15 protein-coding genes and 1 tRNA gene are annotated in these 14,884 nt (G+C 71.2%); 8 read left to right on the top strand and 8 right to left on the bottom strand.

Annotation, left to right across the window (positions count from 1 at the left end):
• Window positions 1–6: 6 nt before the first annotated feature.
• Complete coding sequence (locus tag RFN52_RS22155) at window positions 7–702, bottom strand: NUDIX hydrolase (protein ID WP_184853988.1); 696 nt, start codon at window positions 700–702, stop codon at window positions 7–9.
• Between the two features lie 148 nt (window positions 703–850).
• Window positions 851–1,897 carry an endonuclease III gene (gene nth, locus RFN52_RS22150; protein ID WP_184848325.1) on the bottom strand — a complete coding sequence of 349 codons (1,047 nt, stop codon included), beginning with the start codon at window positions 1,895–1,897 and terminating at the stop codon, window positions 851–853.
• Between the two features lie 335 nt (window positions 1,898–2,232).
• Here nth and RFN52_RS22145 point away from each other — a divergent pair, with 335 nt between their 5' ends.
• Window positions 2,233–2,907 (top strand): Crp/Fnr family transcriptional regulator, encoded by a 675-nt coding sequence (locus RFN52_RS22145; RefSeq protein WP_020129286.1) that lies wholly within the window; start codon window positions 2,233–2,235, stop codon window positions 2,905–2,907.
• A gap of 127 nt (window positions 2,908–3,034) precedes the next feature.
• Entirely contained in the window at window positions 3,035–3,856 is an 822-nt protein-coding gene (locus tag RFN52_RS22140; protein WP_184848323.1) for a nucleotidyltransferase domain-containing protein, read from the top strand.
• A 26-nt stretch (window positions 3,857–3,882) separates the two neighbouring features.
• Here RFN52_RS22140 and RFN52_RS22135 read toward each other — a convergent pair whose 3' ends face one another.
• The 4 genes from RFN52_RS22135 to sp36 all read right to left on the bottom strand — a co-directional run bounded on the left by RFN52_RS22135 (window position 3,883) and on the right by sp36 (window position 6,281).
• Complete coding sequence (locus RFN52_RS22135) at window positions 3,883–4,713, bottom strand: MBL fold metallo-hydrolase (protein ID WP_184848321.1); 831 nt, start codon at window positions 4,711–4,713, stop codon at window positions 3,883–3,885.
• Complete coding sequence (locus RFN52_RS22130; RefSeq protein ID WP_184848319.1) at window positions 4,710–5,579, bottom strand: NUDIX hydrolase; 870 nt, start codon at window positions 5,577–5,579, stop codon at window positions 4,710–4,712. The genes RFN52_RS22135 and RFN52_RS22130 overlap by 4 nt, the downstream gene beginning before the upstream one ends.
• Before the next feature lie 82 nt (window positions 5,580–5,661).
• A complete protein-coding gene (locus RFN52_RS22125) occupies window positions 5,662–6,123 on the bottom strand; it encodes a RidA family protein (protein ID WP_031115991.1) in 462 nt (153 codons plus the stop codon).
• Window positions 6,123–6,281 (bottom strand): Sp36 family protein, encoded by a 159-nt coding sequence (gene sp36, locus RFN52_RS22120; protein ID WP_003991873.1) that lies wholly within the window; start codon window positions 6,279–6,281, stop codon window positions 6,123–6,125. The genes RFN52_RS22125 and sp36 overlap by 1 nt, the downstream gene beginning before the upstream one ends.
• A 129-nt stretch (window positions 6,282–6,410) precedes the next feature.
• Between sp36 and bagA the strand changes: the two genes are divergently transcribed.
• Both bagA and bagB read left to right on the top strand, forming a co-directional pair.
• Window positions 6,411–7,388 (top strand): ATPase BagA, encoded by a 978-nt coding sequence (gene bagA / locus RFN52_RS22115; RefSeq protein WP_184848317.1) that lies wholly within the window; start codon window positions 6,411–6,413, stop codon window positions 7,386–7,388.
• A 67-nt stretch (window positions 7,389–7,455) separates the two neighbouring features.
• Window positions 7,456–8,856 (top strand): ATPase BagB, encoded by a 1,401-nt coding sequence (gene bagB, locus RFN52_RS22110; RefSeq protein WP_184848315.1) that lies wholly within the window; start codon window positions 7,456–7,458, stop codon window positions 8,854–8,856.
• 117 nt (window positions 8,857–8,973) lie between these two features.
• On the opposite strand, the gene wblA is transcribed toward bagB, so the two are convergent.
• The gene (gene wblA / locus RFN52_RS22105) at window positions 8,974–9,312 is read right to left on the bottom strand and encodes a transcriptional regulator WblA (RefSeq protein ID WP_030846174.1); all 339 of its coding nucleotides are present in this window, start codon (window positions 9,310–9,312) and stop codon (window positions 8,974–8,976) included.
• A gap of 408 nt (window positions 9,313–9,720) precedes the next feature.
• On the opposite strand from wblA, the gene RFN52_RS22100 reads away from it, so the two are divergent.
• Entirely contained in the window at window positions 9,721–12,009 is a 2,289-nt protein-coding gene (locus RFN52_RS22100) for a transglycosylase domain-containing protein (RefSeq protein ID WP_184848313.1), read from the top strand.
• A gap of 151 nt (window positions 12,010–12,160) precedes the next feature.
• Here the strand turns inward: RFN52_RS22100 and RFN52_RS22095 are convergent, their stop codons facing one another.
• Window positions 12,161–12,625, bottom strand: coding sequence for a GatB/YqeY domain-containing protein (locus tag RFN52_RS22095; protein ID WP_184848311.1), 465 nt, complete (start codon window positions 12,623–12,625; stop codon window positions 12,161–12,163).
• A 135-nt stretch (window positions 12,626–12,760) separates the two neighbouring features.
• Between RFN52_RS22095 and RFN52_RS22090 the strand changes: the two genes are divergently transcribed.
• The 3 genes from RFN52_RS22090 (at window position 12,761) to RFN52_RS22080 (ending at window position 14,818) form a co-directional block, all read left to right on the top strand.
• Window positions 12,761–13,702, top strand: a complete 942-nt coding sequence (locus RFN52_RS22090; protein ID WP_184848309.1) for a metallophosphoesterase — start codon at window positions 12,761–12,763, stop codon at window positions 13,700–13,702.
• 224 nt (window positions 13,703–13,926) lie between these two features.
• On the top strand, window positions 13,927–14,697 hold the full coding sequence (locus RFN52_RS22085; protein WP_184848307.1) for a Pr6Pr family membrane protein: 771 nt from the start codon (window positions 13,927–13,929) through the stop codon (window positions 14,695–14,697).
• Window positions 14,698–14,744: 47 nt separating this feature from the next.
• Window positions 14,745–14,818 (top strand) — tRNA-Pro (locus tag RFN52_RS22080).
• Window positions 14,819–14,884 lie beyond the last annotated feature (66 nt).

Genomic DNA, 14,884 nt, shown 5'->3' with positions numbered 1-14,884 from the left:
ACCCTGTCATGCGCGCCAGTCGAGCGGGACCTGCTTCTCGCGGTCCCAGGGCCGCTCCCAGCCTGCGAAGTGCAGCAGCCGGTCGATGATTCCGGCCGTGAAACCCCAGACAAGGGCCGATTCGACCAGAAATGCCGGACCTCGGTGGCCGCTGGGGTGGACGGTGGTCGCCCGGTTCGCCGGATCCGTGAGATCCGCCACGGGGACGGTGAAGACCCTGGCGGTCTCGTTCGGATCGACCACCCCGACCGGGCTCGGCTCCCGCCACCAGCCCAGAACCGGAGTGACGACGAAACCGCTGACCGGGATGTAGAGCCGGGGCAGGACGCCGAAGAGCTGGACGCCGGAGGGATCGAGGCCGGTCTCCTCCTCCGCCTCGCGCAGGGCGGCCCGCAGCGGGCCGTCACCGGCCGGGTCGCCGTCCTCCGGGTCGAGGGCGCCGCCCGGGAAGGAGGGCTGGCCGGCGTGCGAGCGCAGGGAGCTCGCACGCTCCATGAGCAGCAGCTCCGGCCCGTGCCTGCCCTCGCCGAACAGGACCAGCACGGCGGACTGCCGCCCGGCGCCGTCCTCCGGCGGCAGGAAGCGGCTCAGCTGTGTCGGCCGAACGGTCTCCACGGCGTGCACCACAGGGTCCAGCCAGCCGGGCAGCCCGTCCTTGCTCAGCACCACCGGGCCGTCCTGTGTGTCGCTCGCGCGCGTCATCGCCACCCCCGTCGTCCTGCCGCATCCAACGCGCGACGGCCCCGAGATCGTTCCGCGAGCGCCCGGGATCCCCTGAACGGGCGGCGCGTCAGGCTCTCAGGGGGGCGCGCCGGGCCGCTCGGCCGACGGACCGCATGTTCCCGGCGGCTCATCCGGCCCCCAGCGGCGGCGCCGGTGTGCCGCCCGCGTCCAGGTAGGCCTGCGGCGGCTTCAGACGCTGGCCGGGGAAGCCGCCCTTCTCGTACTTGAGGAGCTTCTTCGCCTTCTCCGGGTCCGTCTCGCCCTCGCCGTACGCCGGGCAGAGCGGGGCGATCGGGCAGGCGCCGCACGCGGGCTTGCGGGCGTGGCAGATGCGGCGGCCGTGCCAGATCACGTGGTGCGAGAGGTCCGTCCAGTCGCTCTTCGGGAAGAGCGCGCCGATGGCGGCCTCGATCTTGTCCGGGTCGCTCTCACCGGTCCACCGCCAACGGCGCACCAGGCGCTGGAAGTGCGTGTCCACGGTGATGCCGGGGCGGCCGAAGGCGTTGCCCAGCACGACGAACGCGGTCTTGCGGCCGACGCCGGGCAGCTTGACCAGGTCCTCCAGCCGGCCGGGCACCTCACCCCCGAAGTCCTCGACCAGGGCCTTCGACAGCCCTATGACCGACTTCGTCTTGGCCCGGAAGAAGCCGCACGGGCGGAGGATCTCCTCCACCTCCTCGGGGTTGGCGGCGGCCAGGTCCTCCGGGGTCGGGTACTTCGCGAAGAGGGACGGTGTCGTCTGGTTGACGCGCAGGTCGGTCGTCTGGGCGGACAGGACCGTGGCGACGACGAGTTGGAACGGGTTCTCGAAGTCCAGCTCGGGGTGCGCGTACGGAAAGACCTCGGCGAGCTCGCGGTTGATACGGCGGGCCCGGCGGACCAGAGCGGTGGGCGACTCGTCGCCCGGCGGGTGGACGACGGCCTTGGCGGGGGCGGTGCCCTTGAGGCGGGCGGTGGCCTTCTTGGGCGCGACCGCGACCTTCTTGGGCGCGGGCGCCTTCTTCACGGCAGCGCCCTTCGCGGCCTTCTTGGCAGCGGACGTCTTCGAAGAGGATGCCTTCGAGGCGGTCGACTTCGAGCCACTCGCCTTCGAGCCACTCGCCTTCGAAGCACCCGCCTTGGAAGCAGCCTTCTTCGCGGACGCGGCCCCCTTCGCGGACGCGGCCTTCTTCACCGGCTCCGTCTTGTTCTGTTTCGCCGTTTTCCTACCGCCATCGGGGCTCTGTTCGCCCACAGCGGAATCGCGACGTACAACCACCCGCGCAGCCCCCTCGGCCTGTGCTCTCACCGGCGATTTGGACACCCGGCCAGCCTAAGGCCCGGCACCGACATCCGCCCCGGCCCCTGAAGATCGGCGCCCAATTGGACCCCTGCCGCGTACCCCGGGACACGTGTGCGGCATCCTTGTGACAGATCACACTGTTTGGACTGCCCGACAAAATGGGCACCACGGTCCCTCGGTACACGGGGGAGCAAGATCCCCTGAGCAGGTCGACAAGGAGAGAACTCGTGGACGACGTTCTGCGGCGCAATCCGCTCTTCGCGGCGCTCGATGACGAGCAGGCCGCGGAGCTCCGCGCCTCCATGAGTGAGGTGACCCTCGCCCGCGGTGACTCGCTGTTCCATGAGGGCGACCCCGGAGACCGCCTGTACGTGGTCACCGAGGGCAAGGTGAAGCTCCACCGCACGTCCCCCGACGGCCGCGAGAACATGCTGGCCGTGGTCGGCCCCAGCGAGCTCATCGGCGAGCTGTCGCTGTTCGACCCGGGCCCGCGCACCGCGACCGCCACGGCACTGACCGAGGTCAAGCTGCTCGGCCTCGGCCACGGCGACCTCCAGCCCTGGCTGAACGCCCGCCCGGAGGTGGCCACGGCGCTCCTGCGCGCCGTCGCGCGCCGGCTGCGCAAGACCAACGACGCGATGTCCGACCTCGTCTTCTCGGACGTCCCGGGCCGCGTCGCCCGCGCCCTGCTCGACCTGTCGCGCCGGTTCGGCGTGCAGTCCGAGGAGGGCATCCACGTCGTGCACGACCTCACGCAGGAGGAGCTGGCCCAGCTGGTCGGCGCGTCCCGCGAGACGGTCAACAAGGCCCTCGCGGACTTCGCCCAGCGCGGCTGGTTGCGCCTGGAGGCCCGCGCGGTGATCCTCCTGGACGTGGAACGCCTCGCCAAGCGCTCACGCTGACCGCACGCCTGACCGCACATCCGGCCGTACGTCATCGGGCCCCGTCTCCTCATGAGACGGGGCCCGACGTCGTCAAGAACGCGGAAAACACGCCCCACGGCGGCCCCGCCCGCGGCACGGTGAGCGCATGACCGGCAACGCCGTCCGCCGCCCCGGACTCGACGCGCGGGGCTTCCTCACCCGGGAGGGCTCCCTCGCGCGCGTGCCCCCGGCCTTCCGGCCGGTGGTCACCGCGACGCGCGACCGGCTGACCGACGTGTTCGGGCACCGGCTGCACAGCGCCTACCTCTACGGGTCGATACCGCGCGGCACCGCGCGCGTGGGCCGCAGCGACCTCGACCTGCTGCTCGCCCTGCACCAGGAGCCGACCGGGGCGGACCGGGACGACGCCCGGGCGCTCGGCGCGGCCCTGGACGAGGAGTTCGGGCAGATCGACGGGCACGGCACCCTGCTGTTCGGCCGGGCGCGGCTGCTGAGCGACCTGGAGCGGTACGACCTGGGGTGGTTCGTCGCCTGCCTGTGCACACCGCTGCTGGGCGAGGACCTGGCCGCTCACCTGCCGCGCTACCGCCCCGACTCGCTGCTGGCCCGCGAGACCAACGGCGATCTGGCCCTCCTCCTGCCGAGCTGGCGCCGGCGGATCGCCGGGGCGGACGACACGGAGGAGGCCCGCCGGCCCCTGGTCCGCTTCATGTCCCGGCACCTGGTCCGTACGGGCTTCACGCTGGTCATGCCCCGCTGGCACGGCTGGACCAGCGACCTGCACGAGATGGCCGAGGCCTTCGCCGGGTTCTACCCCGAGCGGGGTGAGCAGATGCGGGCAGCGGCCGCCCTGGGCCGGGAGCCGGCCGGGGACGCCGCCGTGCTCGCGGCGTACGTCGGCGATCTCGGACCCTGGCTCGCCGGGGAGTACGCGCGCGTGCACGGCGTCAAAGCGCCGCGCCCCTGAGGGCTGCGACCGCGTCCCCGAGGGCCCTAGATGAGCCCGTGCTCCTCCAGATAGTCCATCTGCGCCCGCACCGACAGTTCCGCGGCCGGCCACAGGGAGCGGTCCACGTCCGCGTAGACGTGCGCCACGACGGCGGCAGGGGTGCGGTAGCCGTCCTCGACCGCCGTCTCCACCTGGGCGAGGCGGGTGGCGCGGTGGGCGAGGTAGTACTCGACGGCGCCCTGGGCGTCGTCGAGTACGGGTCCGTGACCCGGCAGGACCGTGTGGACGCCGTCGTCGACCGTGAGGGAGCGCAGGCGGCGCAGGGAGTCCAGGTAGTCACCGAGACGCCCGTCGGGGTGGGCCACGACCGTCGTGCCGCGGCCGAGGACCGTGTCGCCGGTGAGGACCGCCCGGTCGGCCGGGAGGTGGAAGCACAGGGAGTCGGAGGTGTGGCCCGGGGTCGCTACGACGCGCAGTTCCAGTCCGCCGGTGGTGATGACGTCTCCGGCGGCCAGGCCCTCCTCGCCCAGCCGCAGGGCCGGGTCGAGGGCACGCACGCGCGTGCCGGTCAGTTCGGCGAACCGGGCGGCGCCCTCCGCGTGGTCGGGGTGGCCGTGGGTCAGCAGGGTCAGGGCGACGCGCTTGCCCGCCTGCTCGGCCGTGGCGACGACCCGGCACAGATGCCCGTCGTCCAGCGGACCCGGGTCGATCACCACGGCCAGGTCCGAGCCGGGCTCGGAGACGATCCAGGTGTTCGTGCCGTCGAGGGTCATCGCCGAGGCGTTGGGGGCCAGGACGTTCACGGCCCGCGCGGTGGCGGGCCCCGAGAGGACCCCGCCGCGCGGCTGGCCGGGAAGGGCGGCTGCGTCCGTCATGCGGTGGCTCCACCGGTCGCGATGTGCTTGGTGAACTCGTCGTGGCCCGGCCAGGAGAGCACGATCTCCCCGTCCACCAGGCGGGCGGAGGCCAGGACGGGCGTGAGGTCACGCCCCGGGGCCGCTTCGAGTGCCCCGGCGGCCGTGTCGTACGCCGTCAGCTGGCGCAGGGTCGCGATCGTCGGCGGCATCATGAGCAGCTCGCCCTTGTCGTACCCGGCCGCCGCCTCGCTCGGGGCGATCCACACCGTGCGGTCGGCCTCCGTGGAGGCGTTGCGGGTGCGCTGCCCCTCGGGGAGCGCGGCCACGAAGAACCAGGTGTCGTAGCGGCGGGACTCGAACTCCGGGGTGATCCAGCGGGTCCAGGCACCGAGCAGGTCGGAGCGCAGGACCAGGCCGCGGCGGTCCAGGAACTCCGCGAAGGACAGGTCCCGGGCGACCAGGGCGGCCCGGTCGGCCTCCCAGTCGGCGCCCGTGGTGTCACCGACGACCGAGTCGGCGGCCGGCCCGGCGAGCAGCACGCCCGCCTCCTCGTACGTCTCGCGCACGGCCGCGCACACGATCGCCTGGGCCGCCGTCTCGTCGGTGCCGAGCCGGTCCGCCCACCACGCGCGCGTGGGGCCGGCCCAGCGGACGTGGTGGTCGTCGTCGCGCGGATCGACACCGCCGCCCGGGTACGCGTACGCGCCTCCGGCGAAGGCCATGGAGGCGCGTCTGCGCAGCATGTGGACGGCCGTGCCGCTGCCGGTGTCCTTCAGGAGCATGACGGTGGCCGCGCGCTTCGGGGTCACCGGGGTGAGGGTGCCGGCCGCGAGTGCGCGGATGCGGTCCGGCCACTCCGGGGGGTACCACTGACCGTTCGCCATGGGCGCGAGGCTATCCCGTGACGGGCGGATGTTCGAGTGGCCCCGGGGACGGATTCCGCAGCTGGGGCCACCGAAGAGGGTGCTAGGCGAGCTCCACCTGGATCTCGACCTCGACCGGTGCGTCCAGCGGCAGCACCGCCACGCCCACCGCGCTGCGCGCGTGCACGCCCTTGTCGCCGAGGACCTCGCCGAGCAGCTCGCTCGCGCCGTTCAGCACCGCGGGCTGACCCGTGAAGTCGGAGGCCGAGGCCACGAAGCCGACGACCTTCACCACGCGCGCGATGCGGTCCAGGTCACCGGCGACGGATTTCACGGCGGCCAGGGCGTTCAGCGCACACGTGCGGGCCAGCTCCTTGGCCTCCTCCGGGGTGACCTCGGCGCCGACCTTGCCGGTGACCGGAAGCTTGCCGTCCACCATCGGGAGCTGCCCGGCGGTGTAGACGTACGGGCCGGACTGCACGGCCGGCTGGTACGCGGCGAGCGGCGGCACCACGTCGGGCAGGCTCAGGCCCAGCTCGGCCAGCTTCGCCTCGACGGCGCCCACTACTGCTTCTCCCGCTTCAGGTAGGCGACGAGCTGCTCGGGGTTGTTCGGCCCGGGCACGACCTGGACGAGCTCCCAGCCGTCCTCGCCCCAGGTGTCCAGAATCTGCTTCGTGGCGTGGACGAGCAGCGGCACGGTTGCGTATTCCCACTTGGTCATGCGGCCGACTCTAGCCGCTGGCGGAGGGGGGTCACGCGGCCGGTCGCACCCCGGTCGTCCACAGGGCGCGGCCCACGTTGTCCACAGCCTCCCGCGTAGCCCGGGCACGAACTGGTTAGGCTCGAATACGTGAGCAGGCTCCAGGTCGTCAGCGGCAAGGGCGGTACCGGCAAGACCACGGTGGCCGCGGCCCTAGCGCTGGCCCTGGCCACGGAGGGGAAGCGGACGCTTCTCGTCGAGGTCGAGGGCCGTCAGGGCATCGCGCAGCTCTTCGAAACGGAAGCGCTGCCTTATGAGGAACGGAAAATCGCGGTAGCACCCGGGGGCGGGGAGGTGTACGCACTCGCCATCGACCCCGAACTGGCCCTTCTGGACTACCTCCAGATGTTCTACAAGCTGGGCAGCGCAGGCCGGGCCCTGAAGAAGCTCGGCGCGATCGACTTCGCCACCACCATCGCGCCCGGCCTCAGGGACGTCCTCCTGACCGGCAAGGCGTGCGAGGCCGTGCGCCGCAAGGAGCGAAGCGGTCGGTTCGCCTACGACTACGTCGTCATGGACGCCCCGCCGACCGGGCGGATCACCCGCTTCCTGAACGTGAACGACGAGGTCGCGGGCCTCGCCAAGATCGGCCCGATACACAATCAGGCGCAGGCCGTGATGCGGGTGCTGAAGTCGCCCGAGACGGCCGTGCACCTGGTGACGCTGCTGGAGGAGATGCCCGTCCAGGAGACCGTGGACGGCATCGCCGAGCTGCGTTCGGCCCGGCTGCCGGTGGGGCGGATCATCGTGAACATGGTCCGGCCGGAGGTGTTGGACGAGACCGACCTGGAACTCGTACGGACGGTCCCGCGTTCCACTGTCGCGCGGTCCCTGTCGTCCGCGGGGCTCGGCGGGGCACGGCGCGGCGGGCACGCCGAGCGGCTGGTGGACCCGCTGCTCGCGCAGGCCGAGGAGTACGCCGAGCGGTACACGCTGGAGCACGAGCAGCGCGCCGTCCTGGCCGAACTGGGCCTGCCGCTGCACGAACTGCCGCTGTTCGCCGAGGGCATGGACCTGGCGGGGCTGTACGAGCTGGCCCGTGAGCTGCGCGAGCAGGGCGTGTCATGAGCCAGGTCGGACAGGCAAGGCCCGCGAGACCCGCAAGGCCCGTCATGAGTCGGAAGCAGGGGATGTCATGAGTCGTCCGGACCCGGCCCACCACCGTCTGTCGCCGGCGCGTCTGCTCGACGTCGATCCGCTGCTGGAGGACCCGAAGACCAGGATCATCGTCTGCTGCGGCTCGGGCGGGGTCGGCAAGACGACGACCGCGGCGGCCCTGGGCCTGCGCGCCGCCGAGCGCGGCCGCAAGGTGGTCGTCCTGACCATCGATCCGGCTCGCCGGCTCGCCCAGTCCATGGGTATCGACTCCCTGGACAACACCCCGCGCCGGGTGAAGGGCATAGACGACTCCGCGGGCGGCGAGCTGCACGCGATGATGCTCGACATGAAGCGCACCTTCGACGAGATCGTCGAGGCGCACGCCGACGGCGAGCGGGCGGCCGCCATCCTGGGGAACCCCTTCTACCAGTCGCTCTCGGCGGGCTTCGCGGGCACGCAGGAGTACATGGCGATGGAGAAGCTCGGGCAGCTGCGCGCCCGGGACGAGTGGGACCTGATCGTCGTCGACACCCCGCCGTCCCGCTCTGCGCTGGATTTCCTGGACGCGCCCAAGCGGCTCGGCTCGTTCCTGGACGGCCGGCTGATCCGGCTGCTGACGGCACCGGCGAAGCTGGGGGGCCGGGCCGGGATGAAGTTCCTGAACGTCGGGATGTCGATGATGACCGGCACCCTCGGCAAGCTGCTCGGCGGTCAGCTCCTCAAGGACGTCCAGACGTTCGTGTCCGCGATGGACACGACCTTCGGCGGCTTCCGCACCCGCGCGGACGCGACGTACAAGCTGCTCCAGGCGCCCGGCACGGCGTTCCTCGTGGTCGCGGCCCCGGAGCGGGACGCGCTGCGCGAGGCCGCGTACTTCGTGGAACGCCTGGCAGCGGAGAGCATGCCGCTCGCCGGTCTGGTGCTCAACCGGGTGCACGGCAGCGGCGCCGACCGGCTGTCGGCCGAGCGGGCGCTCGCCGCCGCGGAAAATCTTGAAGAGCCCCGCATTGTGGATCAGGAGGGCGGGAAAGCAGTACTTCGTAACTCCCCCGACGCACAGGACAGTTCAGACTCTCCCACGCCCGGAACACCAGCTGGGTCTCCGGCATCGGCTCCCGAGGGTGGCTCCCCCACCGAAGACGCCGTGAACGCCGAGAACACCGAGCACGCCGAGGACCCCGAGCGGTCCGTCGACCAGCTCACGGCAGGCCTGCTGAAGTTGCACGCCGATCGCATGCAGCTGCTCTCCCGTGAGCAGCGCACGCGTGACCGCTTCACCGCGCTGCATCCCGAGGTGGCCGTGACGGAAGTGGCCGCACTGCCCGGCGACGTGCACGACCTCGCGGGACTGCGCACCATCGGCGACCGGCTCGCGGCCGACGAGCGCGAGCTGCCCGACCCCGCCGACCAGCCGGAACCGCCCGAGGCGACTGCCTGAGGGCAACCCGGCGAGGGCGCAGGGCGCCTGAGCCACGGCCAAGGACTCGCAGGTGATGGCGAAGGGCCCGGCAAGAGCCCTCAGACCTGGGCCTGGGGAGCTCCCGCGAGGGACTCCTCAGCTCACCGCCGCGTAGTTCTCGTAGATCTCGTCGTCGTCGAGGGGCAGAACACCGCACCCCCGCTCGTACTCCGTGCGCGCCGTCTCCAGCAGCCGGCGCCAGGAGGTCACCGTGGGACGCCTGCGCAGCAGTGCGCGGCGCTCCCGCTCCGTCATGCCTCCCCACACACCGAACTCGACGCGGTTGTCGAGCGCGTCGGCCAGGCACTCCGTGCGCACCGGGCAGCCGGTGCACACCGCCTTGGCCCTGTTCTGCGCTGCTCCTTGAACGAACAGTTCATCCGGATCGGTAGTGCGGCAGGCCGCCTGCGCACTCCAGTCGACTACCCAGCCCATACCGGCGCCGTCCTCTCCCGAATCGAGGCTCCCCCACGGCGGCAGCGGCATATTCACCGCCGCCAGTTGAGGACGTTACGGAAGGTGGGCACAGCGCAACACCCCCTTCGGGCCCAATCTTGAATGGCCCGAACGGACTATGGGTAAGCGGCAGATCACCCGGGGGAGTGAGCTGGCGGCATACGTAACTTTCCCGGCAAACCGGGACAGTTCAGCTGCGTCACAACGGACGCCGTATGACACACAAGGCGGATTCGGACACGGCCCCACCAAAAAAGTTGGGGAACACCCAGAACGATTCGGGGTCGCCGGACGTATTGATACGTGACCTCACTGCTGTGACAGTTGAGAGCAGCTTAGGCCAAGGCCTATACGCCTGTCCGGCGAATGAGAACGTAGGCTGCCCTCATGCCAAACAAGCGCTCGGGCGGTGGTCTGTCTCCCACGCAGCAGGCCGCCAAGTTCCTCGGTGTCAGTGTCCTCGCGGGAGCCGTGCTGGCCGGCATCGCGCTCCCGGCGGTGGGCGCGCTGGGACTTGCGGCCAAGGGATCGGTCGAGAGCTTCGACGAGCTCCCGGCCAACATGAAGACCCCGCCGCTGAGTCAGCGCACCACGATCCTCGACGCCGACGGCGGCCAGATCGCCACGGTCTACTCGCGCGACCGCACGGTGGTCCCCCTCAAGGACATCTCGCCGTACCTGCAGAAGGCGATCGTCGCGATCGAGGACTCGCGCTTCTACCAGCACGGCGCGGTCGACCTGAAGGGCGTCCTGCGCGCCCTCAACAAGAACGCGCAGACCGGCGGGGTCTCCGAGGGCGCCTCCACCCTGACGCAGCAGTACGTCAAGAACGTCTTCGTCGAGGAGGCGGGCAACGACCCGACGAAGGTCGCGCAGGCCACCCAGCAGACCATCGGCCGCAAGATCCGCGAGCTCAAGTACGCGATCCAGGTCGAGGAGGAGCTGGGCAAGAAGAAGATCCTCGAGAACTACCTGAACATCACGTTCTTCGGCCAGCAGGCCTACGGCGTCGAGGCCGCGGCCCAGCGCTACTTCTCCGAGTCCGCCAAGGACCTCAGCCTGGAGCAGTCGGCCCTGCTCGCCGGCATCGTCCAGTCGCCCAGCCGGTACGACCCGGTCAACGACGAGACGGAGGCCACCAAGCGCCGCAACACCGTGCTCCAGCGCATGGCGGCCGTCGGCGACATCTCCAGGGCGCAGGCCGCCGACGCGATGAAGGCACCGCTCGGCCTGAAGGTCAGCAAGCCCAAGAACGGCTGCATCACGGCGGTCAAGGGCGCGGGCTTCTTCTGCGACTACGTGCGCGAGGTCTTCCTGACCGACCCGGTCTTCGGCAAGACCAAGGAGCAGCGCGCGAAGATCTGGAACCAGGGCGGCCTCACCATCCGCACGACCATGGACCCCCAGGCCCAGAACGCGGCGCAGCGCTCCATCAAGGAGCACGTCTACAAGAGCGACGAGGTGGCCACGGCCGTCTCCCTCGTCCAGCCGGGCACCGGCAAGATCCTCGCCATGGGCCAGTCGCGTCCGTACGGCTTCAAGAAGAACGAGACGCAGATCAACCTGTCCGTCGACCAGTCGATGGGCGGCGGCATGGGCTACCAGCCCGGTTCGACGTTCAAGCCGATCGTGGCCGCGGCTGCCCTGGAAGACGGCATGCCGGCGAACAAGGTGTACTCGTCGCCGTACCAGATGGCGTACCCGAGCCCGGTCTCGGCCTGTGACGGCAAGCGGTGGGTGAACGACCCCAACACCCCGGCCAAGCTGGAGAACGAGAACTCCTCCGAGGTCGGCCCGTACGACATGCGGGAGGCGACCGCCAAGTCGGTCAACACCTACTACGTGCAGATGATCAGCGACATCGGCATCTGCCCGGTGACGACGATGTCGAAGAAGATGGGCGTCGTGCGGGCCGACGGCGACAAGATGCCCCAGGTGCCCTCCATCGCCCTCGGCACCCAGGAGATGTCCCCGCTGACCATGGCGAACGCGTACGCGACCTTCGCCTCGCGCGGCATGCACTGCACGCCGGTCGCCATCGAGTCGGTCAGCCGGCGCGTCGGTGACAAGACGTCGTCGCTGGAGGTGCCGAAGTCGACCTGCTCGCGCGCGATGTCGGAGAACACCGCCGACACGATCAACGCGCTGCTGAAGGGCGTCGTCGAGGACGGTACGGGCACGAAGGCGGGTCTCGGCAGCCGTCCCAGCGCCGGTAAGACCGGTACGACGGACGAGCGCTACGCGGCCTGGTTCGTGGGCTACACGCCGAACATGGCCGGTGCCGTGTGGGTCGGCGACCCCGCGCACAAGCGGAAGATGTCCGGCATCACCATCGGCGGCCGGTCGTACGGCAAGGTCTTCGGTGGCGAGGTCCCCGGCCCGATCTGGCGGGACATGATGTCCGGCGCGCTGCAGGGCAAGCCCGTCGAGAACTTCAACACCGTCCACATCCCCGACAGCAAGCCGCGGGACCGCGGTGACGGGGACGACGACGGCGGCCGTGACGACGGTGGCAACGGCGACGACGACGGCTTCATCGGCGGCCTGGTCGGCGGCGGCAACAACGGCGGAGGCGGCGGCGAGCCGTTCCCGACGCCCTCGTTCTCCATCCCGGAGGGCTTCTTCCGGGGCCAGACCAACGGCGGCGGCAACGGCAACGGCGGCCGGTTCGGCTGATCCGCCGGTGTGACGCCGAGAGGGACGGCCCCCTCTTACCCGCGTGGGTGAGAGGGGGCCGTCTCCGTCCGGCTGAAAGGTCAGGGTCAGGCGGACGGCAGCGCCTCCGTGCGCCGAGTCAGCAGGCCGCTGAAACGATCACCGGCTCGGCTCAGCCGGCCAGCAGCTTCTTCACCGCGGCGGCGACGCGGCCGCCCTCGGCCTGCCCGGCCACCTTCGGGTTCACGATCTTCATGACCGCGCCCATGGCCCGCGGCCCCTCGGCACCGGCCGCCTTCGCCTCCTCGACGGCCTGGGCGACGATCTCCTGAAGCTGCTCGTCCGACAGCGGCTGCGGCAGGTACGTGGCGAGGACCTCGCCCTCCGCCTTCTCCCGCTCGGCCTGCTCGGCACGGCCACCCTGCGCGAAGGCGTCGGCCGCCTCACGCCGCTTCTTCGCCTCCCGGGCGATCACCTTCTGCACCTCGTCGTCGGAGAGCACGCGCTTCTCCTTGCCCGCGACCTCCTCCTTGGTGATCGCGGCGAGCGTCAGCCGGAGCGTCGAGGAGCGCAGCTCGTCGCGCTCCTTGATCGCAACGTTGAGGTCATCCTGCAGCTTCGACTTGAGCGTGGTCATGGGGTCGATTGTCGCAGGTGCGGGAGGAAGAGCGCCCCTTCATTTAGGGGGCCGTGGCCGAAGGGCCGGTGCCGTCAGGGGATTTCGGGCACCGCCCGGGCACGGGCAAGGGCCGCGGTCTGACACGATGGTCATATGCGCGCGCGATACGGAGTCCCCCTGGGAATCGCGGCGGCTGGCGCCGCCGGTCTGTTGTACGCGGCGGGCTTCGAGGCCCGCTCCTTCCGCCTGCGCCGGGTCACCGTCCCGGTCCTGCCCCCGGGAATGCGCCCCCTGCGCGTGCTCCAGGTCTCCGACATCCACATGGTCGGCGGCCAGCGCAAGAAGCAGCGCTGGCTGCGGTCGCTGGCGGGCCTGCGCCCCGACTTCGTGATCAACACGGGCGACAACCTGTCCGACCCGGAGGGCGTCCCGGAGGTCCTGGACGCGCTCGGCCCCCTGATGGACTTCCCGGGCGCGTACGTCTTCGGCTCCAACGACTACTACGGCCCCAAGCTGCGCAACCCCGCCCTCTACCTGCTCGAGAGGGCCCAGGGCCGTCACGGGCTCAACGGCAACGCGCCGGCCGAGGGCGCGGTGCACAACCCGTGGGAGGACCTGCGGGACGGTTTCGACGCGGCGGGCTGGCTCAACCTGACCAACGCGCGCGGCGAGCTCAAGCTGGAGGGCGTCTCGGTGGAGCTCACCGGCCTGGACGACCCGCACATCAAGCGGGACCGCTACGCGCAGGTGGCCGGCGGCCCGTCCGAGGCGGCGGACTTCTCCATGGGCGTCGTACACGCCCCGTACCTGCGCACCCTGGACGCCTTCACGGCCGACGCCTACCCCCTGATCCTGGCCGGCCACACCCACGGCGGCCAGCTGTGCATCCCCTTCTACGGCGCCCTGGTCACCAACTGCGACCTGGACACGGACCGGGTGAAGGGCCTGTCCCGGCACAGGGCGAAGGGCAATACGTCGTACCTGCACGTGTCGGCGGGCTGCGGCACCAACCGCTACACGCCGGTGCGGTTCGCGTGCCCGCCGGAGGCCACGCTGCTGACGTTGGTCGGGCGCGACGAGGAAGCGCGGAGGTAGGGGAGAGGGCTGGGGCGGGACTGGCAGGAGCTGGTCGGTGCCTGGGGCTGGGGGCTGATCGGGACCGGGGCCCAGGGCTGATCGAGGCCGGGCTGAGGGCTGCGGGACCGAGGGCTCAGGGCTGACCTGGGCCGGGCTGAGGGCGGTCGTGACCGTCGGTACCGGGTAACCCACACAGCCCCGCCCGCATCGCCCCCTATGTCCGCTTCTGTCAGCGTGGGGGCATGCCCGCCCCGATACCCCGGGACATCCCGGGCCTCCCCGCGATCCCGCCCCCGCCGGCACTGAAGCCCTCCCCCGTGCCCGCCACGGCCGTCGTCACCCCGGTCCGCCGCCCCGCGGCCGCGGCCTTCCGCCTGCTGGTCGCCCTCGCGGCGGCCGGGGGCGTGACGCTCGAACTGCTCCTCGGCGATCCGCCCCGGGCCCTGAGCCACTTCACGATCCAGAGCAACATGCTGCTGGCGCTGGTCATGGCCCTCTCGGCCCGCCGCGCGTGGACGGCCGGCAGGCCGCTGCCGGGCGCGGTCCTGGGAGCGACGCTGCTCTACGTCGTCACCGCGGCCCTGGTGCACCACCTGCTCCTGGCGAACGAGGCGAGCCCCTCCTCCCTCACGGGGGAGGCCTCCGCCCCGACGGGCCTGCCGGCCCTCTCCCACGCGGTGCTGCACACCGTGACGCCGATCGCGGCGGTACTGAACTGGCTCCTGCTCACGCCCCCCGGCCGCATGCACCTCCGCCAGGCCGGCACCTGGCTCCTCTACCCCATGGCCTACCTGGCCTTCTGCCTCACCCGGGGCGAGCTGATCCTCCCGGGCACGCCCGACCGCTACCTCTACCCGCTCCTGGACGTCGGCCAGGACGGCTTCAAGCGCGTCCTCGGCAACACTCTCCTCCTGGGCCTCGCCTTCTACGCCCTGGCCGTGCTCCTCGTGGCCCTCGACCACGCCCGCCCGAACCCCATCCGCCACCGCGGCAAAACCGGATTTCGTCTCTAGCCACCGGTGGGCTAAAGTAAACGTCGTCGCCGCGACAGCAGCGACATCGGGGTGTAGCGCAGCTTGGCAGCGCGCTTCGTTCGGGACGAAGAGGTCGTGGGTTCAAATCCCGCCACCCCGACAGAGAAACACCAGATCAGCCAGTCTACTCACGTGAGTAGACTGGCTGATCTGCTTTCTGCGTGTC

It is taken from the genome of Streptomyces collinus, from assembly GCF_031348265.1.
GTDB lineage: Bacteria > Actinomycetota > Actinomycetes > Streptomycetales > Streptomycetaceae > Streptomyces > Streptomyces collinus.
This window is presented reverse-complemented; position numbering and strand designations above follow the sequence as displayed.

Coding starts and splice junctions, on each gene's coding strand:
- RFN52_RS22100 (WP_184848313.1), top strand. CDS start 9,721: ATGCCAAACAAGCGCTCGGGCGGTGGTCTGTCTCCCACGCAGCAGGCC.
- RFN52_RS22090 (WP_184848309.1), top strand. CDS start 12,761: ATGCGCGCGCGATACGGAGTCCCCCTGGGAATCGCGGCGGCTGGCGCC.
- RFN52_RS22085 (WP_184848307.1), top strand. CDS start 13,927: ATGCCCGCCCCGATACCCCGGGACATCCCGGGCCTCCCCGCGATCCCG.
- RFN52_RS22140 (WP_184848323.1), top strand. CDS start 3,035: ATGACCGGCAACGCCGTCCGCCGCCCCGGACTCGACGCGCGGGGCTTC.
- RFN52_RS22135 (WP_184848321.1), bottom strand. CDS start 4,713: ATGACGGACGCAGCCGCCCTTCCCGGCCAGCCGCGCGGCGGGGTCCTC.
- wblA (WP_030846174.1), bottom strand. CDS start 9,312: ATGGGCTGGGTAGTCGACTGGAGTGCGCAGGCGGCCTGCCGCACTACC.
- sp36 (WP_003991873.1), bottom strand. CDS start 6,281: ATGACCAAGTGGGAATACGCAACCGTGCCGCTGCTCGTCCACGCCACG.
- bagB (WP_184848315.1), top strand. CDS start 7,456: ATGAGTCGTCCGGACCCGGCCCACCACCGTCTGTCGCCGGCGCGTCTG.
- RFN52_RS22095 (WP_184848311.1), bottom strand. CDS start 12,625: ATGACCACGCTCAAGTCGAAGCTGCAGGATGACCTCAACGTTGCGATC.
- RFN52_RS22130 (WP_184848319.1), bottom strand. CDS start 5,579: ATGGCGAACGGTCAGTGGTACCCCCCGGAGTGGCCGGACCGCATCCGC.
- RFN52_RS22155 (WP_184853988.1), bottom strand. CDS start 702: ATGACGCGCGCGAGCGACACACAGGACGGCCCGGTGGTGCTGAGCAAG.